Below are 26,420 nucleotides of genomic sequence, written 5' to 3'. Positions count from 1 at the left end.
GCGGGACAACAAGCGGCCATGCATGCATTAATCGAGATCATCACCGCCCAGGACGCGGCCTTGCGCAATCAACCGCTAGATGCCTGGTGCCAGGGGCGCACCCTGGCCGAGCTGCTGGAAGCCTGTCAGGCGCTGGATGATTTTCGCCGGCGCGCCGACAACTTGTATGAGCGGGTGCGGGCGTTGTTTTTCTTGTATGCCCTGCATCGGTTTCACCTGCCCCGTCATTTGATGGACACGCGGGAGGGGGCCTGCGCACTGGTGCCGTTTCACGGCTACGAGCATTTGTTAAACCGGCGTTTCGAGGAGGCCATCGAGGTTTTTCTGGAAGTCCAGCGGCAACTGGGCCCCAGCGACGGCATCTCCAGCGCCCTGGCTGCGGCCTACCACCGGCTTGGTTTTCAGACGCTGGCCAACCAGGTGCGGCGCAGTGTGCGCTCGGTGCGCGGCAACCAGTGGATGTTTCGCGTGGGGCATCCGCAGGATCAGCCGCTGCGCGTGCGGCCGGAGTTGCTGCAACGGGACCCCCAGACCGGCGGGTACCCGATTTTGCGCGAGCAAACGCCAGTGCGCATGGATTTGTCGCATTGCGGCTGGAGCGACATCTTTTTCCTGGGCATGGACTACCCGGAAGGGGCGCGGGTGTTGAATGTCTCGATCGATCTTGGCGTGCATGGGCGTGACCCGCATCCCACGCCTCCCATCACCGTCTGTTTTCGGGTGATTGAAGAACCGTTGCTGCGGCTGACCAGTGCGGATTTGGGCGCGACGGCGGACATTACCACGCTGGCGGAGGTGTTTGATTTTGCCCGGGACTATCTCGGCCTGCTCAAAGCGGCGGTCATCGCAGCGGGCATGGTGCCACCGGGCATCGAAGGCTCGGGCCAGAGTTTGGCGGAATTGCTGGCGCGCATGGTGGGGCCGGGGCGGGGCATCGAGCTGGTAAGCTGTGTGAACAACATCCCCAAGGGCTCGCGCCTGGCGGTGTCCACCAACCTGCTGGCGGCCCTGATTGCGGTGTGCATGCGCGCCACCGGGCAGGCGAAATCCTTGACGGGCGGGCTGGCCGAGGAGGAGCGCCGGGTGATCCTGGCCCGCGCCCTCTTGGGCGAGTGGCTGGGCGGTTCGGGGGGCGGCTGGCAGGATTCCGGCGGCATCTGGCCGGGCATGAAGCTCATTACCGGCGTGCTGGCGGGCGAGGGTGATCCCGAATACGGCATCAGCCGGGGGCGATTGATGCCCACGCATCGGATTTTGAACGAGGCCGACGCGAGCACGGAGACGCGGCGACGGTTGCAGGAAAGCCTGGTGTTGGTGCATGGCGGGATGGCACAGAATGTCGGGCCGATCCTGGAAATGGTGACCGAAAAATATCTGTTGCGCGGGGCGGCCGAGTGGCAGGCGCGCCAGGAGGCACTGGCCATTTTGGAGGAGATTCTGGCGGCGCTGAAACGCGGGGACGTGCCGGCCATTGGCCAGGCCACCACGCGGAATTTTCGCGGCCCCATTCAAACCATCATCCCCTGGGCGAGCAATTATTACACCGAGACGCTCATGGAGCGCGTGGAGGCAGAATTCGGACAGGATTTTTGGGGCTTCTGGATGCTGGGGGGGATGTCCGGCGGGGGCATGGGTTTCATCTTTGCGCCGCAGCAGAAGGCGCGCGCGCAGGAACGGCTGCAGGCCATCATGTCGGCGACGCGGCGGGAACTGGCGGCAGCCCTGCCGTTTGCCATGGAGCCGGTGGTCTATGATTTTGCCATCAATGAAAAAGGCACCTGGGCGGAGCGGTTGACCGGCGCTGAGGCCCTGATGCCGGCCGGTTATTACACGCTCATCGTGCCGGGCCTGCTGCGGCGTGAATGGCGCGAGCTTTCGCCGCTGCGGCGGGCCGAGCTGGATCTGTTTGCGGCGGCCTGCCGGAAGCGGCCGGAATTGAGCGGGATGGTCCAAACCCTGTTTGATGTGATGTTGCCGCGCAGCAAACGCGAGACGGCGGACGGCCAAAGTCTGGAGGAGTTGTTGCAGCAGTATGGGTTTGATCGCGCCCAGCACGAGCACATCCGTGAGGATTTGCGGCGCGGGCGCATTGGGCTGGCGCAAAACCGCCTGCCGGCCAATGCGGTGATTGAGGATGCACCCGAGGGCGAGGTCAAAGATTTGCGGCAGGCGCCAGAAGCCGGACGTTGGCGTCAGTTGGGCCTGCAGGCGCTGCAGGAGGGGCGGCTGGCCATCGTGACGCTGGCGGCGGGGGCGGGCAGCCGGTGGACGCAGGGGGCGGGGGTGGTGAAGGCGCTGCACCCCTTTGCCAAACTCGGGGGGCGGCATCGCACTTTCATCGAGGCGCATCTGGCCAAGAGCCGGCGGGTGAGCCGCGCGGTGGGGACGTGGCTGCCGCATTTGTTCACCACCAGTTATCTGAGTCACGAGCCGATCCGGGAATTTCTGGAGCGCCATCGTTATTACGGCTACGAGGGGCTGGTGCGGTTGTCGCCGGGCAAATCCATTGGTCTGCGGCTGGTGCCCATGGAGCGCGATCTGCGGTTTGCATGGGAGGAGATGCCGCAGCAGTTGCTGGATGAGCAGGCGCAGAAAGTGCGCGAGAGCCTGCATGCGGCGTTGATCCAGTGGGCGCGCAGCGCCGGCGAGGGCAGTGATTACACGGACAACGTGCCGCTGCAATGCCTGCATCCGGTGGGGCATTGGTTTGAGGTGCCGAATCTGCTGCGCAACGGGGTATTGCGGCAGTTGCTTGAGGAGCGGCCCCAGTTGCAATACCTGCTGCTGCACAACATTGACACGCTGGGGGCCGATGCGGATCCGGTGTTGCTGGGCTGGCACATGGAATCGGGTGCCACCCTGACCTTTGAAGTGATCAGCCGGCGGCTGGAGGATCGCGGCGGCGGTCTGGCGCGCGTGGACGGGCGCCTGCGGCTGGTGGAGGGACTGGCCATGCCGCGCGAAGCGGATGAGTTCAAGCTGTCGTACTACAACTCCATGACCACATGGATCCAGGTGGATCGGTTACTGGCGGTTTTTGGCCTGACGCGCGCGGATCTGGCGGATGAACAAAAAGTGCTGGCCGGGATTCGGGCGGTGGCGGCCCGGCTGCCCACCTACATTACTCTGAAGGACGTCAAGAAGCGGTGGGGACATGGACAGGAGGATATTTTCCCGGTGGCCCAGTTTGAGAAACTCTGGGGCGACATGACGACGCTGCCGGAGGTGGACTGCCGGTTTGTCATTGTGCCGCGGCTGCGGGGGCAGCAGCTCAAGGATCAGGCGCAACTGGACGGCTGGTTGCGGGACGGTTCGGCGGCGCACGTGGAAAAGCTGTGCGCTTGGGAGTAGGCGGAAATCTTCTGCGCGGAGCGCCTGCCTGTCAGCGCCAATAGCCGCGTCACCCGTGTCTGCGGTAAAAAACAGCTTGCGCCGGCGGGCTGAGGGCTTAGGTTATGGGGCGTGGGCTGTCCGGTGGTGTAACGGTAGCACAAGAGTCTTTGGAGCTCTTTGTCTTGGTTCGAATCCAAGCCGGACAGCCAATATTATTTGAATCCTGAAAAACGGAACCCCCCCTTGAAGATCACCTCGGCGAGGACGACCACCAGGAAGACCACGCTGATCAGGGCGTTGAGGCGGAAGAAGGCCAGTTGAATCCAGTTGAGCGAGCGCTTGCGGGCGAGCAGATGCTCCATGAAAAGGCAGACGGCAATGATGCCCATGCCCACCAGGTAGGCCAGCCGGAAGCGGCATAACAACCCAAAGATCACCAACACCGCCACCATGGCCAGATGGGAGAGAAAGGCGGCCGCCAGGGCGTTTTTGGGCCCCCAGGCCACCACCAGCGAGTGCAGGCCGTGGGTGCGATCGAACTCGTAGTCTTGCAGGGCGTAAATGATGTCAAAGCCCACCAGCCACAAGACCACGGCCAGGGCCAGGAGTTTCATTTGTAAAACCTCCAGGGGGGTGACGTCGGAGCCTTTGACGGCCAGCCAGGCGCCCACGGGCGCAAGAGCCAGAGCCACCCCCAGAAAAACGTGGGTGAAGTGCGTGAAGCGCTTGGTCAGCGAGTAGAAGCAGATGAAGAAAAGCGCGACGGGCGAAAGATAAAAACAGAGCGGATTCAGCAGATAGGCCGCGGCCACCAGGCCGAGGGCGCTGCCGGCGCAGAGCGCCCAGGCGGCGGTCAGGGAGATGGCGCCGGTGGGCAGATGGCGGCCGGCGGTGCGCGGGTTGAGCGCGTCAAAACGGCGGTCCACAATGCGGTTGAAGCTCATGGCGCAGGTGCGGGCGCAGACCATGGCGGCCAGGATCAAGAGGAATTTTTCCCAACCCGGCCAGCCGCGGTTCTCGCGGGCGGCGATCGCCATCGCGGCCAGCGCAAACGGCAGCGCAAACACGGTATGGGAGAATTTGACAAATTCTCCCCATTTTTTGATTTGGTGCAGGACCGTCATGAACGCAGCCAAGATAATGGCAGCGGAGGGGGATTTCACGCGGATTTTTCCACCGGCGGCGCGGGCGGCGGCAAAGCCCGGCTTGGCGGGGCCGCCTGGCTCGACTAGATTAGCGGCATGAAAGCATGGAAATGGTGGGTCTGGGCGGCCTCGGCGCTGGCGGCCACGGCACAAACGCCGGAAAACATGGTGGCGGAAGGCGTGCCGCCGGTGCCGCAGGAATTACGGGCGGACGTGGGGCGGTATCTGGAGTTTCGCACGGCGAGTTTTCAATCCTGGCATCCGTTGCGGCGGGAGATGCTGATCACCACCCGTTTTGCCGACGCGGCCCAGTTGCACTGGGTGAGCCATCCCGGCGGTGCGCGGCGGCAGCTTACCTTTCTGCCGGAGCCGGTGGCGGGGGGATCGGTGCAACCGGCGCGAGGGGAATATTTGGTGTATGCACAGGACGCCGGCGGGGGGGAGTTTTACCAGTTGTATCGTTTTGATCCGGGCCGCGGCCGGGCGATTCTGTTGACGGACGGGAAGTCGCGCAACCTGGGCGCGGTCTGGGCCCGCAGCGGGCGGCAGCTAGCCTTCACCTCGACCCGGCGCAACGGCCGGGACACCGACATCTGGGTCATGGATCCGGCGCGCCCGGAGACGGCGCGGATGGCGCTGGAAGTGCAGGGCGGGGGATGGCAGATTGCCGATTGGTCGCACGACGAGCAAAAGCTGCTGCTGGAGGAATACATTTCCATCAATGAATCCTATTTGCATCTGCTGGAGCTGAGCAGCGGGCGCTGCGAGTTGTTGACACCCAAAACCGGGGAAAAAATAGCTTGGAATGGCGGTGAGTTTGCACCGGGGGACACGGCCATTTACACCACCACGGACAAGGACAGCGAGTTCATGCGGCTGGTGCGGATGGATTTGCGCAGCCGGGCGGTGCAGGTGCTCACGCCCCAACTGGCGTGGGATGTGACGGCGTTTGATTTGTCGCCCGACGGGCGGACGCTGGCCTATGTCAGCAATGAGGACGGCGCGAGCGTGCTGCACCTGATGGACGCGCGCAGCGGGCGCGAGCGGCGGGCGCCCCGCCTGCCGTTGGGGGTGGTGAGCGGGTTGCACTGGCATGAAAGCGGGCGTGAAATCGGGTTCACTCTGTCCTCGGCACGCTCGCCGGCGGATGCCTGGTCCCTGGAGCTGCGCAGCGGCCGGTTGATTCGCTGGACGGAAAGTGAAACGGGCGGCCTGGATGCCAGCCAGTTTCGAGAGCCGGAGCTGGTGCGCTTCAAGAGCTTTGACGGCCTCCCCCTCAGCGCGTTCGTGTACCGCCCGGACGCCCAGAAATTTCCCGGGCCGCGCCCGGCGTTGATTATCATTCACGGGGGGCCGGAGGCGCAAAGCCGGCCGGTGTTTCAAGGGCGCAACAATTATTACCTCGATGAGCTTGGGGTGACGCTGGTGTATCCAAACGTCCGCGGCTCGTCGGGTTATGGCAAAACCTTTTTGACGCTGGACAATGGCTACAAGCGCGAGGACAGCGTGCGGGACATTGGCGCCCTGCTGGACTGGCTCCGGCAGGACGCGCGGGTGGATAGCGGGCGGCTGGCGGTGATGGGGGGCAGCTACGGCGGTTACATGGTGCTGGCTTCGATGGTGCATTATAGCGATCGCCTGCGCTGCGGGGTGGACATCGTGGGCATCTCCAACTTTCTGACCTTCCTCAAAAACACCCAGGATTACCGGCGCGACTTGCGGCGGGTGGAATATGGGGACGAGCGGGATCCGGCGATGGCCGCCTTCCTGGAGAAGATCAGCCCAGCTAATCACGCCGCCCGGATCCGCAAACCGTTGCTGGTGGTGCAGGGGTTGAATGATCCGCGGGTGCCGGCCAGTGAATCGGAGCAGATGGTGGCGGCAATCCGGCAGGCCGGCGGCACGGTGTGGTATTTACTGGCCAAGGACGAGGGCCATGGTTTTGCCAAGAAGAAAAATGCCGACTACCAGTTTTACGTGACGATCCTGTTTTTGCGCGAGTTTTTATTGAAATAGGGACGGCAAGGCAGTTGATCACATCAGTTTCGTTGCGCCTTTTCCAGTTTCAGCAAAGTTGCGCTTGCGCAGGCAGCGGGGGGTGGATTATATAAACCCCGGGTGCCGACGTGGCGGAATAGGCAGACGCGCTAGACTCAAAATCTGGTGCCCGCAAGGGCATGGGGGTTCGATTCCCTCCGTCGGCACCAATTGCTTTTGTATCAGCCATGACGATGGCGCGCCTGGCGGCGCAGCAAGCGGGCCTGGCGGCGCGCCGGAGCGGGCAGGACTTCCGGCGGCAGAAAAGGTTGCAGGCAGGGGGGGCAGTCGTGCCGCCCACCTCGTTGATAGTCGCGCAGCAATACGGGCGCAATTTCCTGGGCGGACCATCCGCGCACGCCCCGCAAGAACTCAAACAACAACTCCAGTAAACGCGGCAGGGCGATGGCATCGGTGCGGCCCACGCGCGCGAAGAGCCAGTCGCTGAACTCCATGAAGGCCCTGAAGGCGGAAGGCTGCCCGCGCCAGAGCAGGGCGCGCGATTCAACGAAATTGCCGCTGTTGCCCACCAAGTCCCAGTAGCGTGCAAAGCGGCGAAGGCGCTGCATTTCGGCAAAGGGGATGAGGCGGTTTTCCAGGAGATCATAAGGCGGCAGGGGGTTGTAGATCATGCCCCATTCCTGATCATGGCGGACAATGGGCGTGCCGCGGAGGCGCTTGAGGATGCCCACCTGGATTTCATGCGGCTCCAGGGCGAGCAGGCGGTCAAAGCCGGCGGCAAAACTGGCCAGATCCTCCCCGGGTAGGCCGGCGATCAAGTCGGCGTGAATGTGCACGCCGGTGTGCTGGCGCAGGAAGCGGAAATTGTCCTCCAAACGCTGCAGGTTTTGCCGGCGCTGGATGCGCGCCGCGGTGGCTTCGTCAAAGGTTTGCACGCCCACTTCAAATTGCAGGGAGCCGGGGGGGAAACGGACAAGGATTTCGCGCAGCTCTTGCGGCAGGCGGTCGGGGATCATTTCAAAATGCAGAAACAGGCCGGGACGCATCCGCGCCAGGAAGAACTCGAGGATGGTGCGGCTGACGCGGAGGTCGAGGTTGAAGGTGCGGTCCACGAATTTGAAGTGCTGCAGGCCGCGGTCCAGGAGGCGTTGCATGGCCTCCAAAAAGGCTGGCAGGGGAAAGGCGCGCACGGGGACATCGAGCGACGAGAGGCAGAATTCACAGGAGAAGGGGCAGCCGCGGGAAGCCTCGACGTAAACAATCCGGTGGGCAAGGTCCTGAGCGGTGTACTCGTTGTAGGGCAGGGCGAGCTGCTTCAAATCCGGGAGCGGGGCCGGGATGAGCTTCGGGGGCGTGGTGCCTTGCAGCAGTTGGGCGCAGACCTCGGCAAACATCAAATCCGCCTCGCCGGTGATGACGTGATCAGCCATCTGCGCCACGGCCTGGGCGCCGGTTTCGTAACTGACCTCCGGCCCGCCGAGAATGATTTTCACGTCGGGCCGCAGCCGTTTGAGGATGGCCACCAATTCGGTGGTTTCCGTGGCATTCCAGATGTACACCCCCAGGCCGATGATGCGGGGGGAGCGGGCGAGCAGGGCCTCCGCAATGTCGAGGGGGCGCTGGTTGATGTCGGCCTCAAACAATTCGGCCCGCGGGCGCAGTTCGCCGAGGTTGGCCAGCAAATAGCGCAAACCAAACGCCGCGTGAATGTACTTGGCATTCAGGGTGGCAAGGACAATGTCCGCCATGCAAAATCAAAATAGGCCCGGCGCGGGGTCAGGACAAGGTTTGTCTGGGTGTCCGACAGGGGAGGGGGCAGATGGTCAGGCGCGGGAGGCAAGGATGCGCCGTGCGGCCTGCACCAGGGCCTGGGCTTCCTTGCGGGTGCCGATGGTGATGCGCAGGTAATCGCGCACTTCGGGATAATGCCACCAGCGCACCAGGATTTTTTGGGCGCGCAGTTTGTCGAGCCAGTCGCGGGCGGGAAAGCGCGGGGGGCGGGTGAAAAGGAAATTGGTCTGGCTGGGCAGCACGGTAAAGCCCAGTTGTTGCAGCGCCGCGGCCAGCCATTGGCGGGTGGCGATGACTTTTTGAAAATTGCGGCGGTAATACTCGAGGTCTTCGAGGGTGGCGAGCGCGGCCACTTGGCCCAGGCCGTTTACGTTGTAGCTGTCACGAATTTTATCGAGGGCGGCCATCAATTCCGGCGGGCCGACAAAATAACCGATGCGTTGAAAGCAGAGCGAATAGGCCTTGGAAAAGGTGCGCGAGACAATGACGTTGGGATGACGCAGGGCCAGGGCCAGCGCATGATCCGCCGCAAAGTCCACGTAGGCCTCGTCCAGAATCACCACGCCCCGCTGTGCCCGGCAAAGCGCCTCCAACTCAGCCGTGGCATAACCGCGGCCGGTGGGGGCGTTGGGGGTGGTGATGTAGGTGAGGGCGGCATCGAAACGCCACTGTTGGCCGCGTTTCAGTTCGGCCGGGGACGGCAGACCAAAATCCGGGCGCAGGGGCACGGGCCGGCTGAGGGCACCGTGAATCTCGGCCAGGACGGGATACAAGGAATAGCTGGGATTGAAGAACTGGACGATGGCCCGGCCGGAGCCTTGGGGCACCGCCGCCGCCGGTTCTACAAAGGCGCGGGTGGCCAGCGCCAGCAATTCATCGGAGCCGTTGCCGATGACGATGTTATCGGGCGAGCAACCGTGCAGTCGGGCCAGGGCCTCCCGGAGCGGTTGGGCGGTGGGATTGGGATAGAGCCGGAGGCGTGCATCCACGGCCCGGCGAATGGCTTGGCGGACGTGCGGCGAGGGCGGATAGGGGTTTTCGTTGGTATTGAGCTTGATCAGGCCGCGAATCTTGGGCTGCTCGCCCGGCACGTAGGCCTGGAGCCGCCGCACCAGGGGGCGAATCAAGGAGGAGGAGGATTGCATGGGTCTTATCTCTGAAAACGAATGGCGGCCGACTGGCCGTGGGCGTCAAGGCCCTCCAGTTGGGCGAAGGTTTGGACGATGGGCAGGGAGCGTTTGAGGGCGGCCCGATCATAAGTCACCACACTGGTGCGGCGCTGGAACATGTCCACCGTCAAGCCGGGGAAGGAGGCGCCTGCGCCGCCGGTGGGCAGGGTGTGACTGGGGCCGGCCACGTAATCTCCCAACACGGTGGGGGACCAGGGGCCGATGAAGATGGCTCCGGCGGTGTGCACTTTTTCGACGACGCGCGCCGGCTGGCGCACGTGCAGCTCCAGATGCTCCGGGGCCAGGGCGTTGATGAGTGCAATGCCTTCGGCCAGGTCACGTACTTGAATGAGCCAGCCGTTGTTGTTGAGCGCGGTTTCAATCATGGCCCGGCGTTCGAGCTGGGGGAGCTGGCGTTGCATTTCCTTTTCCACCGCCTTGAGCATCTTGCCGGAGGTGGTGATGAGCCAGACGCGTTCATGACCGGAGCCGTGCTCGGCTTGGGCGAGCAGATCGGCCGCCACAAAACGGGGGTTGGCGGAATCGTCGGCCAGCACCAGCACTTCGCTCGGGCCGGGCAGGAGGTCAATGGCCACGTGCCCCACTAGCAGGCGTTTGGCGGCCACCACGTAGGCGTTGCCAGGGCCAAAAATCTTCTGTACCCGCTGGAGGGTTTCCGTGCCCAGAGCCATGGCGGCGATGGCCTGGGCACCGCCGATTTTGTAAATCTCGGTGGCGCCCGCTGCACTGGCGGCGTAAAGCAGGGCCGGGTTGACGCTGCCATCGCGGCCGGGCGGGGTGCAGACGACAATCTGCGGGCAGCCGGCCACCCGGGCCAGGGTGATGGTCATCAAGGCGGTGGACACGAGCGGGGCCGTGCCGCCGGGGATGTAGATGCCCACTCGTTGAAAGGGATCAAACTTCTCGCCCACCTGGCCGCCCTGGGCGTTGCGGGCCGACCAGTTTTTGCGGCGGGAGCGGCGGGCGAAGGCGGCCACGTTGCGGTCGGTGGCGGCCACCGCTTGGCGCAGGGCATCGTCGGCGGTCAGGGCGGCGGTCATCAATTCGGCCTGCGTCACCGCCCATTGCGGCGGCGCGAGCTGGACACCGTCAAACCGCGCGGTGAATTCGGCCACGGCGGCGTCGCGGCCTTCGGCCACGGCCTGGATGATGGCCCGGACGCGCTCCTCAATTTGGGGCTCAAACAAGGGCGCGGCGGCCGTCAGTTGGGCTTTGCGCTGCGCGTAATCGGCATCCGTGTAGCGTAACACGTTCATAGCGGGAGAAACGCTAAGGGAAAGCCGGGCAAAACACAAGCGGGCGCAGGGGGGCCGTGGCGGATGGGGGGATTCAGCCTCAAGGCATGGGTGATGGGCTTGGGTTTTGGCGGCAGGCGGCCCGGGCGGGTGTGGCTTGAGTTGCGGGGCTGGGCATGGCAGAATAGGGCTTAATCCCTTGAGGCAGAGTCAGGCACAGGGCAGGGCGGTGGTGGAGAATTGAGTATGCGTAACATTTATTAATAGATTGTATTAGTAAAAATAAAAAGTTAACAAATTACGTCGGCGTTGCTTGCGGGACAATAATTCTGGGCTAATTGAAGGCCTATTCATTGAGCACATTGAATTTGCTAATGTTGGCAAACGTGTAGAAAGGCGAACAGGCAACCATGTCGGATGTTTTTCCTAAATGGACCAACCGGCTGCCGATTTACGCCCTCATGAGTCTTTTGTTGTTTGGGGGGGGCGCGGTGGCGGGTTTGTGGTATTATTTCACGCCCAAGTACACGCGGGTGGGTTACACGCCCATCCAGCCGGTGGCGTTTTCGCATGCCACGCACGTGGGGCAGTTGGGCATGGATTGCCGGTATTGCCATAGCGGCGTGGAGCAGTCCTGGTACTCCAACATTCCCTCCGCCGCCACCTGCATGAACTGCCACAATCAGGTGTTAAAGGATGATCCGCGGTTGGCGCTGGTGCGGGAGAGCGCGCAGACGGGCCGGCCCATTCCGTGGGTGCAGGTGCACAAACTGCCGGATTATGTGTATTTCAACCACGCGGTGCATGTGAATCGCGGGATTAGCTGTCTGAGTTGTCATGGCAACATTCATCAAATGGAAGAGGTGCGGCATGCCCAGCCCCTGAGCATGGCCTTCTGTCTGGAGTGTCACCGGGCGCCGGAGCCGAATCTGCGGCCGCTCGACAAGGTGACCGATCTGGCGTGGGATCCGCATCAGCACCTGCCCAAAGACTGGGCGCAGAAAGCGGTGCGTGACTGGAAAGTCAATCCTTCCCAACATTGCTCCGCCTGCCACCGATGAAGACGATACCTCCCCCCTGTCCCGAACCTGAGACCGGCCCGAAGTACTGGCGCAGCCTGGATGAGCTGGCCGAGCGTCCCGAATTTCGTGAGTGGGTTGAACGTGAATTTCCCGCCGGCGCCAGCGAGCTGACGGATCCGCTGACACGCCGGCACTTTGTGAAGATCATGTCCGCCTCGTTCCTTCTGGCGGGGCTGGGCATGACGGGCTGCCGGCGGCCGGAGGAAAAGATCATGCCGTTTGGCAAGCAGCCGGAGCATTATGTGCATGGGGTGCCGGTGTACTACGCCACCGCGTATCCGACGCGGGGCAGCGCCATCCCGCTGGTGGTGAAGAGCCACGACGGGCGGCCAACGAAGATTGAGGGCAACGCCCTGCATCCGGACAGCAACGGGGCCACAGATCAGTTTGCCCAGGCTTCGTTATTGAACCTTTATGATCCGGATCGCGCCATGCGTTTCCTGGAGCGGGGGCAGTTGCGCTCGCGGGAGCAGGCGCTGGACATGCTGGACACGCTGGGCCGGGAGGCGGCGGCCAGGCAGGGGGAGGGATGGAGCTTTTTGCTGGAGCGCAGCAGCTCGCCGTCCAGGCAGCGTCTCCAGGAGGCTTTGCGCCAACGGTTGCCCAAGGCCCGTTGGTTTGTGCACGAGGCGGTGGATTTTGATATCCACCGGCAGGCGGCTTCGACGGCCTATGGGCAGCCGTTGAGGCCCTACTTTAAGCTGGACGCGGCGCGGGTGATTGTGTCCCTGGACGCCGACTTTCTCGGCGCCGAAGAGGATACCTATCTGCATGTGCGGCGGTTTGCACGGGGGCGGCGCGTGCGCAAACCGGGGGATGTGATGAACCGGCTTTATGTCGTCGAGCCGTTGTTTTCCCTGACCGGGGCCAATGCGGATCATCGGTTGCGCCTGCCAGGCTCGCAGGTGCAGGCCCTGGCTGCGGGGCTGGCGCTGGCAGTATTGCAGCAGACCGGCCGGTATGGCGAGCTGGCAGCCCTGTTGAAGCCGCTGGCCCAGCCGGCGGGCGCGCACAGCCGCTGGATTGAGGAGTGCGCCAGGGACCTGGTGAGCCAGGGTAAAAACGGGCTGGTCATGGCGGGCTACCGCCAGCCGTTGGTGGTGCACCTGATGGCGCATCTGATCAACGCGGCGCTGGACAACCTGAATCAAACCCTGGTGTTGCTGCCGGCGAAGGAGCCGGTGGAAGGCACGCTGGCGGAGCTGGCCGCGGCCCTGAAGGCCGGGCAGGTGGATACGCTGGTGATATGCGGCGGCAACCCGGCCTACACGGCGCCCGCCTCCCTGAACTGGGCAACGGTGCAGCGGCAGGCGCGGCGGGTGGTGCGTCTGGGCTATTACGAGGATGAAACCAGCGTGAGCTGCGACTGGCATCTGCCGCAATTGCATTACCTGGAGAGCTGGGGCGACGCGCGGACGGCCGACGGCACGCTGGTGCCGGTGCAGCCCCTGATTGAGCCCTTGTTTGGCGGCATCACCGAGCTGGAAGTGCTGGCGCGGCTGGGGGGGATGGAGGTCACGCGGCCCTATGACATCGTGCGGGAGACGTTCTTTGGCCTGCACGGCCGCCAGGAGGAGGCATGGAAGAAGTTTTTACATGATGGTTTTCAGGCGGGATCGGCCCCCGCGCCTGTAAGCGGGCAGCTCCAGACGGGCGCGGTGCAGAAAGCGCTGGCGGCCGCCCGCCCGGCGGCTGCGCCCTCGGCGCAAAGCCTCGAGCTGGTGTTTCAGCGGAGCTACAGCGTGGATGACGGCCGCTTCAACAACAACGGATGGCTGCAGGAGACGCCGGATCCCATCACCAAGCTGACGTGGGACAATGCCATCCTGCTCAGCCCGGCGACGGCGAAGGCGCTGGGCTTGGAGGGCTTTGATGAAAAAGCGCGGGGCCCCAAGGCGGAGAAGGGACTTTTCTTCAACCCGGTGGCGGAGATCACTTTGAATGGCGCCAAAGTCAGCGGCGCCGTCTGGATTCAGCCCGGCATGGCCGATTTTGTGGTGGGCCTCCCGCTGGGTTACGGCCGGGAAAAGACCGGGCGCATCGGGCGGCTGGCTGACGGCACGGCGGCGGGCTTCAATGCCTACCGGGTCAAGCTGGACGAGGCGCATTTTGCGGGCGGGGCGCAGTTGCGGCCGTTGCCCGGGGTGACGCGGCAACTGGCCAGCACGCAGGAGCACGGGGCGATGGAGGGACGTCCGCTGGTGCGCGAGATCAACAAGGCGCAGTTCGACAAGCATCCGCAATTCGCGAAGCACATGGATTTGGATGCGCCCTCCCACACAGGACACATTCCCAAGGATGCGCAGGGCAATCCACGGCCCATTTACCCGCGGCCGGCGCTGACGGGGATGCATCAGTGGGGGATGGTGGTGGATTTGACGGCGTGTGTGGGTTGCACGGCCTGCATGGTGGCCTGCCAGAGTGAGAACAACATTCCCATCGTGGGCAAGGAGCAGGTGACCCGGGGCCGGGAGATGAGCTGGCTGCGGTTGGACCGGTATTATGCGGGCAGCGTGGAGAATCCGCAGATTGCCTATCAACCGGTGATGTGCCTGCACTGCGAAAATGCGCCGTGCGAGAATGTGTGCCCGGTGAACGCCACGGTGCACAATGACGAGGGGTTGAATCTGATGACCTACAACCGCTGCGTGGGCACGCGGTATTGCAGCAACAACTGCCCTTACAAGGTGCGGCGGTTCAACTTCTTTGATTACAATCGCCGGCCCAAGGATGATTTGTATCGCAGCCCCTTCAGCCGGAATCCTGATGGCCAGTGGGAGCTGGCACGGTGGTTCAAGGACCCGGACCGCGGCACGGTGCCGGCGGACGAATGGGATTTGTTGAAGCTGGTGCGCAACCCCGATGTGACCGTGCGTATGCGCGGCGTGATGGAAAAATGCACCTACTGCATCCAGCGCATCGAGCAGGCGAAGATCGCCAAGAAGGTCAAAGCCCGCGCCTCGGGCGAGGTGCGACTGCGGGAGAGCGAGGGGACGATTCCCAAGACGGCCTGCCAGCAGGCGTGCCCGGCGGAGGCGATTGTGTTTGGCGATGTGTCTGATCCGGAGAGCACGGTGTCGCAATGGCGCCGATTGGAGCACAACTACAGCATGTTAGGATATCTGGATACCCGCCCGCGCACGACGTATCTGGCGCGGGTGCGCAATCCCAACGAACGTATGCCTGATTTCAACCCTGAGCAGCCGCATCCGGCGGCCTTGCAGGAGTACATGCAACGGCATGGCTCGCCGTTCGAGACGCACGGCGCGCCCACCGGGAAAGGAGGCCACTAATGGCGCACGCAACCTCTCCCACCGCCTTGACGGCCGCGGCCAACGTGCGGGTGGAAGCCCCGCCGCCGGAACTGGAGCGCGAGCCGCTGGTGTTAAACAACCGCTCGCTGGGCTGGATCACCGATCACATTGCCGGTGTGGCGGAGGGCAAAACTCCGCGCTGGTGGTGGGTGGCCTTTGGCATCAGCGCGTCGGTGATGGTGTTGTGCTTTGTGATGCTGGCCTATCTGATCAGCACGGGCATCGGCGTCTGGGGCTTGAATCATCCGGTGGCCTGGGCCTGGGACATCACCAACTTTGTGTTCTGGATCGGCATCGGCCACGCGGGCACGCTGATTTCGGCCATTCTGTTTTTGCTGCGGCAGCGCTGGCGCACGAGCATCAATCGCGCCGCGGAGGCCATGACCATCTTTGCGGTGATGTGCGCCGGCATCTTTCCGCTGGTGCACACCGGCCGGCCGTGGCTGGCGTGGTGGCTGCTGCCGATCCCAACCTCCAACAACATCTGGCCGCAATTTCGCTCGCCGCTGGAGTGGGACGTGTTTGCGGTGTCCACCTACTTCACCGTGTCGGTGTTGTTCTGGTACATGGGGTTGATTCCGGATCTGGCGGTGATGCGGGATCGGGCGAAGACGAAACTGCGGCAGATTCTGTATGGTTTGTTTGCCCTGGGCTGGCGGGGATCCAACCGGCATTGGAGCCACTATGAGAAGGCCTATCTGCTGCTGGCCGGCCTGTCCACGCCGCTGGTGCTCTCGGTGCACTCGATCGTGTCGTTTGACTTTGCGGTGTCGCAGTTGCCGGGCTGGCATACCACCATCTTTCCTCCCTACTTTGTGGCCGGCGCAATTTTCAGCGGGTTTGGCATGGTGTTGACGCTGCTGGTGCCGCTGCGGTCGGTGTGTCATTTGGAGGACATCATCACCAAGCGCCATGTGGACTTGATGTGCAAGGTGGTGCTGGCCACCGGTTCGATTGTGGGCTACGCCTACGGCATGGAGTTCTTCATCGCCTGGTATGGCGGGAATCCCTACGAGCTGGACGCCTTCAAGTTTCGCGCGTTTGGGCCGTATTGGTGGGCCTACTGGATCATGATCACCTGCAACGTGATTTCGCCGCAGTTGTTCTGGTTCAAGCACATCCGGCAGAACATGTGGGCGGTGTTCATCATTTCAATTGTGGTGAACATTGGCATGTGGTTTGAGCGGTTTGTGATCATCGCCACCACGCTGGCCCGTGAATTCATGCCGTCCAACTGGGGTTATTTCATCCCCACGAAGGTGGACATCTTGACCTTTGTGGGGACGTTTGGACTGTTCCTGACGTTGTTCCTGTTGTTTATGCGATTCCTGCCGATGATTGCCATCAGTGAGGTCAAAGGCATTACGCCGCAGGCCGACCCGCACCATCCGCTGGGCGGGGCGAAGGAAGGAGGGCACCACGCATGAGCGCGCCGCGACAGGTGTACGGCATACTGGCGGAGTTCGACACGCCGGCGGCATTACTGCATGCCGCGGAGGCGATTCGTGACGCCGGTTTTCGGCGGTGGGATGTGTTCACGCCGTTCCCCGTGCATGGGATGGATCGGGCGATGGGATTAAAGAACTCGCCGGTGGGCTGGTTCACCTTTATCGGCGGGGCCACGGGCTTTGCTCTGGGGCAGCTCATGATTTGGTGGATGAATGCGGTGGACTATCCCATCCTGGTGGGCGGCAAGCCATTCTACAGTCCGCTGTCGTCGTTTCCGCCGAGCTACGAATTGACCATTTTATTGGGGGCGTTTGGCTCGTTGTTTGGGATGTTGTTTCTGAACCGCCTGCCGCGCCTGCATCATCCCCTGCTGAAGAACCGGCGGTTCAAACAGGCCACGCACGACAAGTTTTACGTGGTCATTGAGACGGATGACCCGAAGTATTCGGACACCGAGACGCGCCAGATGCTGGAGCGGCTGGGCAGCCGTCACATCGAGTGGGTGGAGGAATAACCATGCGATACATCCTGCTAACCTTTGTGGCGGTGTTGGTGGCCGTGGTGGCCATTGCGGGATTCCGCGGCAGCCCGTCGCGGCGGCCGCCCATCGAAATTTTTGCGGACATGGTCCGCCAGCCCAAACAGCGGCCGCAGTTTCAAAGCGAGTTTTTTGCGGATCAACGCGGGAGCCGTCCACGGCCGGCGGGCACCATTGCGCGCGGCGAACCGTATGAGGACACGCCCTGGAACACGGGCCGGCTGCCGGGCACCACGAATTTCGTGGCATCCCTGCCGGCGCCGGTGACCCACGCGATGCTGGCGCGGGGGCAGGAGCGGTATTTGATTCATTGCGCGCCCTGCCATGGGGCGCAGGCGGACGGCAACGGCATTACCAAGAAAATCGGGGCCATGGGGGTGGTGGCCAATCTGCATGACAAGCGCATCGTGGAGCTGGCCGATGGCGAGCTGTTTAACACCATCAGTCATGGCAAAAACCTGATGAGCGGTTACGCCGCGCAAATCGCGATTGAGGATCGGTGGGCCATCATTGCCTACCTGCGGGCGTTGCAACTGGCCCGCCTGGGGACGGTGGAGGATGTGCCGCAGGAGATGCGGGCGAGATTGAAGTAATAGTTGCTGGAATCATGACCATGAGCACAAGTTCACATGCTCCCATGCCGGCCGCGAAACTGGAGCTGGGCCGGTTGGCCCGGGCGCCGCTGGTGCTGGCGGTGGCCGGCGGCTTGCTCTGTCTGGCGGGGGCCATTTGGTGGCCGAAACAGTTTGGGTACTCGTACCTGACCGCCTTCATGTTTTTCCTCAGTTTGAGTCTGGGGGCGCTGTTTCTGGTGATGATGCATCACCTGTTTGACTCGCAATGGATGGTGCCGCTGCGGCGGGTGTGGGAGCACATGGCCTGGTTGTTGCCGGTGCTGGGGGTGTTGTTTGTGCCGATTGCCTTGAACGCCCTGCTCGCCCGTCCGGAGGATTACATCTATCGGTGGATGGCGCTGGACCCGCATCAGGATCACGCTTTGCACGTGAAGCATGTCCTGTTCAACAAACCGGTCTGGCTGGCGGTGTCGGCGGGGTTGTTTTTGTTGTGGTCGCTGCTGGCGTGGCAACTGCGGCGCTTTTCGCTGCGGCAGGATGTCACCGGCGCCGCGGCGGAGACCTTTGCCATGCGGCGGTGGTCGGCGGCGGGCATCTTCCTGTTTGCCGTGAGCCTGACGCTGGGGGCGATTTTCTGGATGAAATCGCTGCAGCATCAATGGTTTTCCACCATGTACGGGGTGTACTACTTTGCGGGGAGCGTGTGGGTGACGCTGGCCACGACGTATCTGCTGGCCTTGAAACTCAGGGAGGCCGGGCCGCTGCAGGCGGTGGTGCAAACCAAAACCTTTCACGACACGGGCGTGCTGTTCTTCGCCTTCACGGTGTTTTATGCGTACGTCGCCTTTTCTCAGTACTTTCTGATCTGGAATGCGGCCATCCCGGAGGAAACGTTCTGGTATGTGCAGCGGGAGCAGGGCACGTGGTGGGATTTGGGGCTGATTATCATGTTCGGTCACTTTTTCCTGCCCTTCCTGGCCCTGTTGCGGATTGATGCCAAGCTGTCGCTGCAGGTGATGGTGCCCATGTGCGTGTGGGCCTGGTTGATGCATTACGCGGACATGACCTTCAACATCAAGCCGGTCTTGCATCCTGACGGCCTGCGGGTGCACTGGCTGGATGTGGCGGCGCTGGCCTTCATTGGCGGCGTGTTGGGCATGGTATTCCTGCGGTATTTCCAGGCGCATCCGCCCTATCCGCAGCGCGATCCGCGCATTGCGGAAACCATGGGCGTTTATGTGCCGCCGGCGTCGGCGGTGCCGGGGCGGGCCAAATAAAGTGAGGCATGAGCATGAGCGAAGCAGTGTCCCAGCTTAATCGCCGGCGGTGGGCCAACGCCGCCGCCGTGGTGACGGCCCTCGCCACCATCCTGCTGCTGGTGGGGCTGATGGTTCATTACACCCGCCCGCCGGATTTGAACGCGCGCCGGGCGGAGGAACGGGCCAAGGCGCTGGCCGAGTTGAAGGCGGCCAACCAGGAGGCGTTGGAGAATTATGGCTGGGTGGATCAGACAAAAGGCCTGGTGCGGCTGCCGGTGACGCGCGCGATGGAATTGGTGGCGCGCGAATGGGCGGATCCGGCCCAGGGACGCACACTGCTGCTGCAGCGACTGGAAAAGGCTTCGGCCAAGCCCCCGGCGCCGGCCAACCCTTACGAATAAACCTTGGTGCAAACGTCTGGCATGAGTGAGGTGGTTGCAAAGTCCCGCCCGCCGCTGAGTCCGGCGGAAGTGGATGCCGCATCGCGCTGGCCGGTGTTGTGGCTGATGGTGAAGGCGGCAGGCTGGCTGGTGGTGGGGCTGGTGCTGGCGGGGTGGGCCTGGTGGAAGTTGCTGGCGCCGGAGACGCTGGGGCAGGCGGCGTGGTCTTCCTATGGCCGTTTGTGGCCGGCGGCGCAGCATGTGTTGTTTTATGGTTTTGCCTCGCAGGCGGCTGTGGGCTTGGGCTTGTGGATGCTGGCCCGGTTGGGCGGGGTGGGTTTGCAGCAGCGCTGGCTGACCTTTCTGGGCGGGGTCTTGTGGAATGTGGGCGTGTTGCTGGGCGGGGTGGGCATTCTGGCGGGGGACGCCACAGGCTATCCGCTGTGGGGGGCGCCGCTTTACGGGAGCGGCTTGATGTGGGCTGGCCTGGCGGGGTTGGGGGTCAGCGCGTGGTTGACCTTGCAGCATCGCCGGCGGGAGTCGGTTTATCCCTCGCAATGGTGGATGATGGCGGGGCTGTTCTGGTTTTTCTGGCTGATGAGCGTGGGCATCGTGTTGCTGCAATGCGTGCCGCCGCGCGGGGTGATGCAGGTGGTGGTGAGCACCTGGCTGGCGAATAATCTGCTGACCCTGTGGCTGACGGCGGCCGGGCTAAGTGCGGCCTTCTATTTTCTCCCGCGTTATGCGGGGCGGGCGCTGCACAGCGCGCCGCTGAGCAAGATGGTGTTCTGGGTGGTGGCGGTATTCGGGACCGCCAGCGGTTTTCATTATGCTTTGCCGGTGCCGCGCTGGTTGCCGGCAGTGAGCGCGGTGGCCGATGTGCTCATGCTGGTGGCGGTCATCGCACTGGCCCTGAACGTGTATCATACCTTGGGCGGCAATTACCGCGGGGTATGGCGCCAGCCGGGATTGGGGCTGAGCCTGTTTGGACTATGGATGTGGATGGTGGTGGTGATCTGGCAGGCGGTAGTCTCGCGGCCGGCGTTGCAGGAGGTGGTGAACTTGACGTATCTCACGGCTGCGCGTCCTTCTTTGTGGCTGCTGGGATTTGCGCTGCCCGCGCTGGCGGGAGGCATGATGTATGTGGTGCCCCGGCTGGCCTGTGGACGCGAGGGATGCACCTGTGCCACGAGCCGCGGGATGGCGCTGGCACTGGCAGGGGGGGCGGTGCTGTGGGCCGTGGGCTGGTTGTGGGCGGGCAATGCACAGGCCGCCGCCCTGGCGGATTGGCGCACACCTTTTATGACTTCACTGACGGCCGCGCTGCCGGGGCTTAAACTGGCCGGGGTGGGGTTGTTGGCGGTGGTTCTCGGCGGCAGCGCCCTGGGAATTGCCGTGGTGTATCAAGGCAGCCGGGCGATGCTTTGCGCCTTGCGCGGAAGCTGTTGCCCGGTGACGGCCCCCGTGGCGAAGGAGGTGGCGGCATGAATCACGGGGCGTTGATATTCCTGAGCGCCTTTGTCACCCTGGCTTTGTCCTGGGCGGGACTGGTGATGGCGCCGCAACTGCAGTTGGGCCGTTTGGAGCCGGTGCCGCAGCCTGCGCCGCAGCCGGATTACCCCACCGCGCGGCCGGGTCTGGCGCAGCAGGGGTTGCAGGTGTATCGCTCGCTGGGCTGCGCGGAATGTCACACTCAACAGGTGCGCCCTGAAAATGACGTGGAACGTGGCTGGGGGGTGCGGCGGACGGTAGCGCAGGATTTTCTGGCGGATCATCCGGTGCTCGTGGGGGCGGCGCGCGTGGGGCCGGATCTGGCCAACCTGGGACTGCGTGAGCCCAAACGTTTTGCAGTGCCGTGGAAGTTTCTCACGGTTTCCAATCATGTGGAGGAACTGGAGCAACGCCTTTACCTGCACTTGTACAATCCACGGCAGTTTGCCCCCGCCTCGCTGATGCCCTCTTATGCGTTTTTGTTTGAGCGTCGTCCGCTGCGCCCGGGCCAGGAAAGGGATCCGCTGGCGCTGCAGTTCGAGCAGCGCAGCCCCGAGCACTGGCCGGAGCAGATCGTGCCCGGGCCGCGGGCTCGCGCGTTGGTGGTGTACTTGATGAGCCTGCGGGCGGATGCGCCGGTTTTTGAGGCGCCGCTGCCGGGAGCAGCAGAAGCCGCCGCGGCCGCCGCCAGGACCAACCAGGTGAACAAGGCGGTGAACACCAACGCAGCTCCCGCCGTTTCTGAAAGCACTGCACCATGAGCGCGCCTTCCCCCATAGAACTTCGGTCCTTGCCGGAGGATGCCGAGCCGCAGGCGGGCAGGGCGCCCACCCCCATGTGGCTGGTGGGAGTGTTGGGAGTTTTGTTCTATGTGGCCACGATGAGCCTGGACAAGCAGGCGGGTGGTTTCAACGCCCGCGTTTATGCGCCTTATCCCTCGCTGGCCAAGGTGGAGGAGGCCAATCCCAAACCGGCCACGGACCCGTTGTTTGAGAAAGGCCGCGGCATTTACCTTACCTATTGTGCCTCGTGCCATCAGGCAGATGGTTTGGGCAGCCCGATTCAAGCGCCGCCCCTGGCAGGATCGGATTGGGTATTGGCCGAGCACCCCAACCGGATCATTCGGATCGTTCTCCACGGTATGGCCGGCCCCATCACAGTCAGCGGCAAAGCCTACACCTTTAACAACGTCATGCTGCCGTGGAAGGATACCTTGAACGATGAACAAATTGCGGCGGTGTTGACCTACATCCGCATGAACAAGGCCTGGGGCAACCAGGCCTCGCCGGTCCGGCCGGAGCAGGTGGCGCCCATTCGCAAGGCCACCGCGGGGCGCGACACCAACTGGACACAGGAGGAGCTGCTGAAGATCGCGCTGGGCGCGGATTAAGCGCACCCGCGGCCGGGCAGTGCTGTTGCGGCGCACCGGGCGCGCAGCCGGAAGAGGGCAGGATGTTGTGTTGTCCGGGTTTGTGCCGGGGTCAAGGATTGCTTTACACTGATACGGGCCTTCACTAAGCTCAACGCCATGGCTTCCAAATTGGATCCATCCGAATTTGTGGATTTGGACTATCAAGACGGACGCCGCCCCCCGGCCGCCCAGCAGGCAGCGCCCCCCGCTTCTGGGGTGGCGCGGGCGCCTACGCGGGAGGAGGTGGAGTCCCAGGTGGCGGATGTGCAGGCCGAGCTGGCCCGGCTGCGCCAGGCGCAGGAGCAGCTCGAACGCGAGCGGGCGGCCCTGGAGGAGACGCGCCGGCGCCAGGCGGAATGGAAAACCGGCCGCGAGGAGATGGTGAGGCATCTGACGCGCGGCATTGGTTTGCTGGAGGAAGCCGAATTCTCCGCCCGGCAGGAGGCGGAACAAATGGCCAAAGCCGTGGCGGGCTTGCGGGAGGCATTGAACAAGGTCCAGTCCATTCAAGAGGAGTCGTGGACGGCAGAGAACTTTCAAACGGAAATCACGCGCGCCCTTACCACGCTGGAGAATGCGCGCATGGAATGGAACAGTGCGCGGTTGAAATTTCCGCTGCTCAACACGCCGGCTCCGGAGGCGGCCGGGGAGGGGAATCCGCCCGCTTCGCCGGCGGCCCCGCCGGCGCTGGCCGGCATGGATTTTTGGACCCTGAGCCGGGTGGGGTTGGGGCTGACATGGCCGGTGGTGCTGGCCTTGTTGACGCTGGTGATGGTTTTGCTAATACGCGGTAAATAAGGCATGGGCTGGCTCAAACGCAAAGCAGACCCTTTGCAAACGCGGGAGCGCGATCTCAACACGCAGATTGCAGAGCTGGAGGCGCGCATCCGGCGGCTGAGTGCGCAGTTGCCGGCCCGTCCCTCCTCTCCGGTGGGGACGGCGGCGTCTCCGCGCACGGCCCCGCCTGCGGCCCCCGGGGGTGGGCCCGTCCGCCCGCGGGAGGTTCCTTCCCGGCCGGCTGTGACACCGCCCATGCCGCGGCCGGCCCCCAAACCGGCGGCAGTAGTGCCGGAGCCGGCGGCGCACCCGGAGTTGTACAATGAGCTGGGGGTGCGCAAGTTTGATCTGGCCGGTGCTTGGCGGCGTTTGACGGCGTGGTGGCAACCGCAGCCGCCCTCCAACCCACTTTTGGTGAAGTACCTGGCCTATGGAGGACTGCGGGAGCCGGTGGCGTTGCGTTTTGAAAAGCGGGTGGCGCGCAACCGTTTCTTGGTGTTGGTGGGGGCGTTTTTGGTGGTGTTGTGGATTTTGCTCACCCTGGTGCGGAATAATCAATAGCTCCGCTGATTTGTGGCTTTGCCGCGCATAGACCTTTGGGTTTTGCCCATTCCTTCTCGTTGGGGTGAGTTTCTGGCCAGCTACGGTGAGGCAGGGTTGCGCAGCATTGATTTTCCTGGGGCTGTTTCCGCCGGGCCGCTGCCCAGTGACGCGCTGGTGCCGGCAGGGGTGGTTTCCTGGCATGAAGCAACCAGCGATGCTGTCGGTTGCGTTCTGGAAGGTTCACCCGTAACGCGGAAGCCGCCCCTGGATTGGTCTGAAGCCACAGCCTTTCAACGGGCGGTATGGGAGGCTCTGGCCATGATTCCTGTGGGGCGTGTATGCACCTATGGAGAGATCGCCCGCCAGATTGGCCATCCTGCGGCGGCGCGGGCGGTGGGCGCGGCCTGTGGAGCCAATCCGATTCCGTTGCTGGTGCCGTGCCATCGGGTGGTGGCGGCAGGCGGGCGGCTGGGAGGGTTTGCCGGCGGCCGGGAATGGAAGCAGCGGCTGCTGGCGGTGGAGGGACATAAAATTCACCACTTCCGGCGGCTTTTGTGGTAAGGTGGAAACAAAAATATGAATCGGCCGATGGCCAAAGCTTCCCCCCGGCAGGAAGACCGGCTGGTTCCTGAGGCCGGGGAGCAGATTGTGCGGCAGCCATTCTCGGCGCGACAACTGGCGCGTTTGCCGCGGCAGGCCACGGCCGTATCCCTGCTGGGGGTGGACTATACCCATTTGAAAACTTCCGATGGCGGCGAATTATATCTGACCCGCTACGGGCTGCCGTATTGGGAGCATTTGCTGCCGGAGAACTGGTTTGGGAAGGAATGGTTTGAGGCCAAGCGCGAGCGGCTGATCGGCACCAGCACGGTGTACCGGGTGCCTACCAAACCGGTGGAGGGGGTTTCGCTGCATTTGGTGGTCAAATGGTCCCGTGTGGGCGAGGTGGTGCCGCTGGACACCCTCACCGTCAACAAGTTTATCAACGCGGAGTTCAACAGTCCTTTCGAGGAATTTGCGCTGGTCATGGAGATGCGGCGGGGGGAATACGGCCCGCCCCGCATTCGAATTCGCACGCAAAAGCCGCTGGCCATCTATGTGCCCAGCGAGCGGCTGCAGCTCTGGCAGACCGGGCGCTCGCAGGACCGTATTGCCGCCAAAATTGCCCAGTCGCCGGGGGTGGAAATAGACATCTTGCGGCAATATGTGCTGTTGTATGGATGGATCAAAGGTCTGGATTTGGTGGAAACGGCCACCTTGTTTCAACTGACTGGTGAGGCGCGGGAGGAATTTCTGGCTTCGGTTACCAGCCTGGTGAATCACGAACTGGAGCACAAGGGCTACCGGATGGTGGACATGAAGCCCCAGCATATCATCGTGCGGCCCCAGCCGGATTTCACGCTGTTGCGGGACCGCAACCGGCAGGTGGTTTATGCGGTGGTGGACTATGAGCTGTTGGAGCGCACGCCGGAGCATGAGCAGGCGGTGGCCAGCTTCAACCGCCAGTATTATTTGGAGCACATGGCCCGGCGGTTTGAGGTGAATACGAGCAAACCCCTGCCGGCCCACCTCAAAACCGTCAACATCCTGGGGGTGGATTACATTTACGGTCAGGCCGAAAGCACCGGCGGGCGCCTCTGGGTGGTGGGGAAGGACCCCGATTTATTCAACTATTTTCTGCCTGAGCGCTGGCGGCGCACGCCCAAAAAACGATTGTCCGAGCGCACCGAAACCTACCTTACGCGCACGAAGGACAACATTAATCTGGTGTGGAAAGTCTCCCGCATGGGCTCCACGCCCCACGTGCCGGACGACAGCCTGCGCTCCCGGCGCATTCTGGAGTACGGCTTCAACAGCCCCTTTGAGGAGTTTGCCTGTGCACTGGGCATGAGCGGCGCGGGGGCGCGGACGGTTTATCCGCGAGCGATTTATATGACGGGGAGCCGGAATGATCACCTGCGGAAAATTACCGATGCCAGCCGTTACCAGAGATTTGCAGAAGTTTTGATGCCGGACGGGGAGCCGTTGCTGCAGCCGGGGCATGACTACATTTCGATCTGGGGCTTTTGGAACGGGCCGGATGTGCTGCTGGCCATCAGCGATGGCAGTTATTTTCGCGGCGTCAATGTGCGCGAGGCGCATCGCCAGGGCCTGATCACCGATGAGGAGCTGGAGGAATTCATGGAGCGCGCCCGGCGGCGGTTTGAACGGTGTGGCTACGAGGACTTGAATCTGGAGCCGGAACATCTGCTGATTTCCTTTGATCCGGAGAATCGGCTGGTGCGGGATACCTTGGGCAAACCCGAGCTGCGCCTGTGCAACTTTGAACTGGTGCGGCCGGTGCATGGTTTTTTTGAAACCGCATCCGTCTCACCCGCCGCGACACCGGCTTAAGTCATTTTTTATTTGCCAGCCGGGTTGTTTTGGACTTATATCTGAGCTTGTGAAGCGGGTAGCCATTTCAATAATCCTCATGGGTGCGTGGCTGGGTGCCGCGGGATGGGTGGCGGCCCAGGGGCAGCGTTCGGTGGGTGCCCAGGCCAGCTCCTGCTACATGTACCCGCAATTTGTCAGTCCCCGCTTCATCCAACCCGAGTTTGAGCGGCGCACGCGCGAGAAAAAAGACTTTGTCAAGCCGGACCCTTACCGGGCGGAGTTCATCAAGCCCCAGTTTGTCACGCCGCAGTTTGTTCGGCCTCAATTTCAGCCGCGCACCTATTTGGGATGCACGGGCAACCGCTTCGAGCCGGTGGAAAACGGTTATAAGCTGGCAATGCAACAGTACGGCCGGGTGCAGACGAATGCCGCGCCGCAGGAGGCGGGCGCACAAGTGGCCGCCGCGCCGGTTCCCAATTCCAGCTACCATTACAAACCGCCTGCCCGCGCGGAAGATTGTTGTGGCGGGGATG

General features: G+C 63.2%; 21 protein-coding genes and 2 tRNA genes. 19 read left to right on the top strand and 4 right to left on the bottom strand.

What is annotated here, in order from left to right; translation table 11 throughout:
- Positions 1 to 18 precede the first annotated feature (18 nt).
- Together N3J91_15930 and N3J91_15925 are read left to right on the top strand one after the other, a co-directional pair.
- Positions 19 to 3,351, top strand: coding sequence for a UTP--glucose-1-phosphate uridylyltransferase (locus N3J91_15930; GenBank protein MCX8157902.1), 3,333 nt, complete (start codon positions 19 to 21; stop codon positions 3,349 to 3,351).
- A gap of 117 nt (positions 3,352 to 3,468) precedes the next feature.
- A tRNA-Gln gene (locus N3J91_15925) sits at positions 3,469 to 3,542 on the top strand.
- 3 nt (positions 3,543 to 3,545) lie between these two features.
- On the opposite strand, the gene ubiA is transcribed toward N3J91_15925, so the two are convergent.
- On the bottom strand, positions 3,546 to 4,457 hold the full coding sequence (ubiA, locus tag N3J91_15920; GenBank protein ID MCX8157901.1) for a putative 4-hydroxybenzoate polyprenyltransferase: 912 nt from the start codon (positions 4,455 to 4,457) through the stop codon (positions 3,546 to 3,548).
- 117 nt (positions 4,458 to 4,574) lie between these two features.
- Between ubiA and N3J91_15915 the strand changes: the two genes are divergently transcribed.
- Entirely contained in the window at positions 4,575 to 6,494 is a 1,920-nt protein-coding gene (locus N3J91_15915) for a prolyl oligopeptidase family serine peptidase (protein ID MCX8157900.1), read from the top strand.
- Positions 6,495 to 6,598: 104 nt separating this feature from the next.
- A tRNA-Leu gene (locus N3J91_15910) sits at positions 6,599 to 6,685 on the top strand.
- A gap of 12 nt (positions 6,686 to 6,697) precedes the next feature.
- Here the strand turns inward: N3J91_15910 and N3J91_15905 are convergent.
- The 3 genes from N3J91_15905 to hisD form a co-directional block, all read right to left on the bottom strand.
- On the bottom strand, positions 6,698 to 8,224 hold the full coding sequence (locus N3J91_15905) for a B12-binding domain-containing radical SAM protein (GenBank protein ID MCX8157899.1): 1,527 nt from the start codon (positions 8,222 to 8,224) through the stop codon (positions 6,698 to 6,700).
- A gap of 75 nt (positions 8,225 to 8,299) precedes the next feature.
- The gene (gene hisC / locus N3J91_15900; protein ID MCX8157898.1) at positions 8,300 to 9,412 is read right to left on the bottom strand and encodes a histidinol-phosphate transaminase; all 1,113 of its coding nucleotides are present in this window, start codon (positions 9,410 to 9,412) and stop codon (positions 8,300 to 8,302) included.
- 5 nt (positions 9,413 to 9,417) lie between these two features.
- Positions 9,418 to 10,713: a histidinol dehydrogenase gene (gene hisD / locus N3J91_15895; GenBank protein ID MCX8157897.1), complete on the bottom strand. Its 1,296-nt coding sequence runs from the start codon at positions 10,711 to 10,713 to the stop codon at positions 9,418 to 9,420.
- Between the two features lie 389 nt (positions 10,714 to 11,102).
- On the opposite strand from hisD, the gene N3J91_15890 reads away from it, so the two are divergent.
- From N3J91_15890 to N3J91_15820, 15 genes are all read left to right on the top strand, one after another.
- Positions 11,103 to 11,753 (top strand): cytochrome c family protein, encoded by a 651-nt coding sequence (locus tag N3J91_15890; GenBank protein MCX8157896.1) that lies wholly within the window; start codon positions 11,103 to 11,105, stop codon positions 11,751 to 11,753.
- Positions 11,750 to 15,067 (top strand): TAT-variant-translocated molybdopterin oxidoreductase, encoded by a 3,318-nt coding sequence (locus N3J91_15885; protein ID MCX8157895.1) that lies wholly within the window; start codon positions 11,750 to 11,752, stop codon positions 15,065 to 15,067. Before N3J91_15890 ends, N3J91_15885 begins: the two co-directional genes overlap by 4 nt.
- Positions 15,067 to 16,515 (top strand): polysulfide reductase NrfD, encoded by a 1,449-nt coding sequence (nrfD, locus tag N3J91_15880; protein MCX8157894.1) that lies wholly within the window; start codon positions 15,067 to 15,069, stop codon positions 16,513 to 16,515. The genes N3J91_15885 and nrfD overlap by 1 nt, the downstream gene beginning before the upstream one ends.
- A complete protein-coding gene (locus N3J91_15875; GenBank protein ID MCX8157893.1) occupies positions 16,512 to 17,051 on the top strand; it encodes a DUF3341 domain-containing protein in 540 nt (179 codons plus the stop codon). Before nrfD ends, N3J91_15875 begins: the two co-directional genes overlap by 4 nt.
- A 2-nt stretch (positions 17,052 to 17,053) precedes the next feature.
- Positions 17,054 to 17,668 carry a cytochrome c gene (locus N3J91_15870; GenBank protein MCX8157892.1) on the top strand — a complete coding sequence of 205 codons (615 nt, stop codon included), beginning with the start codon at positions 17,054 to 17,056 and terminating at the stop codon, positions 17,666 to 17,668.
- A 20-nt stretch (positions 17,669 to 17,688) separates the two neighbouring features.
- On the top strand, positions 17,689 to 18,927 hold the full coding sequence (locus N3J91_15865; GenBank protein ID MCX8157891.1) for a hypothetical protein: 1,239 nt from the start codon (positions 17,689 to 17,691) through the stop codon (positions 18,925 to 18,927).
- A gap of 14 nt (positions 18,928 to 18,941) precedes the next feature.
- The gene (locus N3J91_15860; GenBank protein ID MCX8157890.1) at positions 18,942 to 19,310 is read left to right on the top strand and encodes a hypothetical protein; all 369 of its coding nucleotides are present in this window, start codon (positions 18,942 to 18,944) and stop codon (positions 19,308 to 19,310) included.
- Between the two features lie 21 nt (positions 19,311 to 19,331).
- Positions 19,332 to 20,777, top strand: a complete 1,446-nt coding sequence (locus N3J91_15855) for a cbb3-type cytochrome c oxidase subunit I (GenBank protein ID MCX8157889.1) — start codon at positions 19,332 to 19,334, stop codon at positions 20,775 to 20,777.
- Entirely contained in the window at positions 20,774 to 21,541 is a 768-nt protein-coding gene (locus N3J91_15850) for a cbb3-type cytochrome c oxidase subunit II (GenBank protein ID MCX8157888.1), read from the top strand. The genes N3J91_15855 and N3J91_15850 overlap by 4 nt, the downstream gene beginning before the upstream one ends.
- Positions 21,538 to 22,170: a cytochrome c gene (locus N3J91_15845; GenBank protein ID MCX8157887.1), complete on the top strand. Its 633-nt coding sequence runs from the start codon at positions 21,538 to 21,540 to the stop codon at positions 22,168 to 22,170. The genes N3J91_15850 and N3J91_15845 overlap by 4 nt, the downstream gene beginning before the upstream one ends.
- Before the next feature lie 138 nt (positions 22,171 to 22,308).
- A complete protein-coding gene (locus tag N3J91_15840) occupies positions 22,309 to 22,989 on the top strand; it encodes a hypothetical protein (protein MCX8157886.1) in 681 nt (226 codons plus the stop codon).
- A gap of 3 nt (positions 22,990 to 22,992) precedes the next feature.
- Positions 22,993 to 23,529: a hypothetical protein gene (locus N3J91_15835; GenBank protein MCX8157885.1), complete on the top strand. Its 537-nt coding sequence runs from the start codon at positions 22,993 to 22,995 to the stop codon at positions 23,527 to 23,529.
- 42 nt (positions 23,530 to 23,571) lie between these two features.
- Positions 23,572 to 24,072 carry a methylated-DNA--[protein]-cysteine S-methyltransferase gene (locus N3J91_15830; GenBank protein MCX8157884.1) on the top strand — a complete coding sequence of 167 codons (501 nt, stop codon included), beginning with the start codon at positions 23,572 to 23,574 and terminating at the stop codon, positions 24,070 to 24,072.
- A gap of 15 nt (positions 24,073 to 24,087) precedes the next feature.
- Positions 24,088 to 25,905 (top strand): hypothetical protein, encoded by a 1,818-nt coding sequence (locus N3J91_15825; protein MCX8157883.1) that lies wholly within the window; start codon positions 24,088 to 24,090, stop codon positions 25,903 to 25,905.
- 79 nt (positions 25,906 to 25,984) lie between these two features.
- On the top strand, positions 25,985 to 26,420 hold a 436-nt coding region (locus tag N3J91_15820; GenBank protein MCX8157882.1), incomplete at its 3' end, for a hypothetical protein.

The organism is Verrucomicrobiia bacterium (assembly GCA_026414565.1).
GTDB lineage: Bacteria > Verrucomicrobiota > Verrucomicrobiia > Limisphaerales > Fontisphaeraceae > Fontisphaera.
Note: the sequence above shows the minus strand (reverse complement) of the source record. Positions and strands in the feature narration are given on the sequence as shown.

Coding starts and splice junctions, on each gene's coding strand:
- N3J91_15930 (MCX8157902.1), top strand. CDS start 19: ATGCATGCATTAATCGAGATCATCACCGCCCAGGACGCGGCCTTGCGC.
- ubiA (MCX8157901.1), bottom strand. CDS start 4,457: ATGACGGTCCTGCACCAAATCAAAAAATGGGGAGAATTTGTCAAATTC.
- N3J91_15915 (MCX8157900.1), top strand. CDS start 4,575: ATGAAAGCATGGAAATGGTGGGTCTGGGCGGCCTCGGCGCTGGCGGCC.
- N3J91_15905 (MCX8157899.1), bottom strand. CDS start 8,224: ATGGCGGACATTGTCCTTGCCACCCTGAATGCCAAGTACATTCACGCG.
- hisC (MCX8157898.1), bottom strand. CDS start 9,412: ATGCAATCCTCCTCCTCCTTGATTCGCCCCCTGGTGCGGCGGCTCCAG.
- hisD (MCX8157897.1), bottom strand. CDS start 10,713: ATGAACGTGTTACGCTACACGGATGCCGATTACGCGCAGCGCAAAGCC.
- N3J91_15890 (MCX8157896.1), top strand. CDS start 11,103: ATGTCGGATGTTTTTCCTAAATGGACCAACCGGCTGCCGATTTACGCC.
- N3J91_15885 (MCX8157895.1), top strand. CDS start 11,750: ATGAAGACGATACCTCCCCCCTGTCCCGAACCTGAGACCGGCCCGAAG.
- nrfD (MCX8157894.1), top strand. CDS start 15,067: ATGGCGCACGCAACCTCTCCCACCGCCTTGACGGCCGCGGCCAACGTG.
- N3J91_15875 (MCX8157893.1), top strand. CDS start 16,512: ATGAGCGCGCCGCGACAGGTGTACGGCATACTGGCGGAGTTCGACACG.
- N3J91_15870 (MCX8157892.1), top strand. CDS start 17,054: ATGCGATACATCCTGCTAACCTTTGTGGCGGTGTTGGTGGCCGTGGTG.
- N3J91_15865 (MCX8157891.1), top strand. CDS start 17,689: ATGAGCACAAGTTCACATGCTCCCATGCCGGCCGCGAAACTGGAGCTG.
- N3J91_15860 (MCX8157890.1), top strand. CDS start 18,942: ATGAGCGAAGCAGTGTCCCAGCTTAATCGCCGGCGGTGGGCCAACGCC.
- N3J91_15855 (MCX8157889.1), top strand. CDS start 19,332: ATGAGTGAGGTGGTTGCAAAGTCCCGCCCGCCGCTGAGTCCGGCGGAA.
- N3J91_15850 (MCX8157888.1), top strand. CDS start 20,774: ATGAATCACGGGGCGTTGATATTCCTGAGCGCCTTTGTCACCCTGGCT.
- N3J91_15845 (MCX8157887.1), top strand. CDS start 21,538: ATGAGCGCGCCTTCCCCCATAGAACTTCGGTCCTTGCCGGAGGATGCC.
- N3J91_15840 (MCX8157886.1), top strand. CDS start 22,309: ATGGCTTCCAAATTGGATCCATCCGAATTTGTGGATTTGGACTATCAA.
- N3J91_15835 (MCX8157885.1), top strand. CDS start 22,993: ATGGGCTGGCTCAAACGCAAAGCAGACCCTTTGCAAACGCGGGAGCGC.
- N3J91_15825 (MCX8157883.1), top strand. CDS start 24,088: ATGAATCGGCCGATGGCCAAAGCTTCCCCCCGGCAGGAAGACCGGCTG.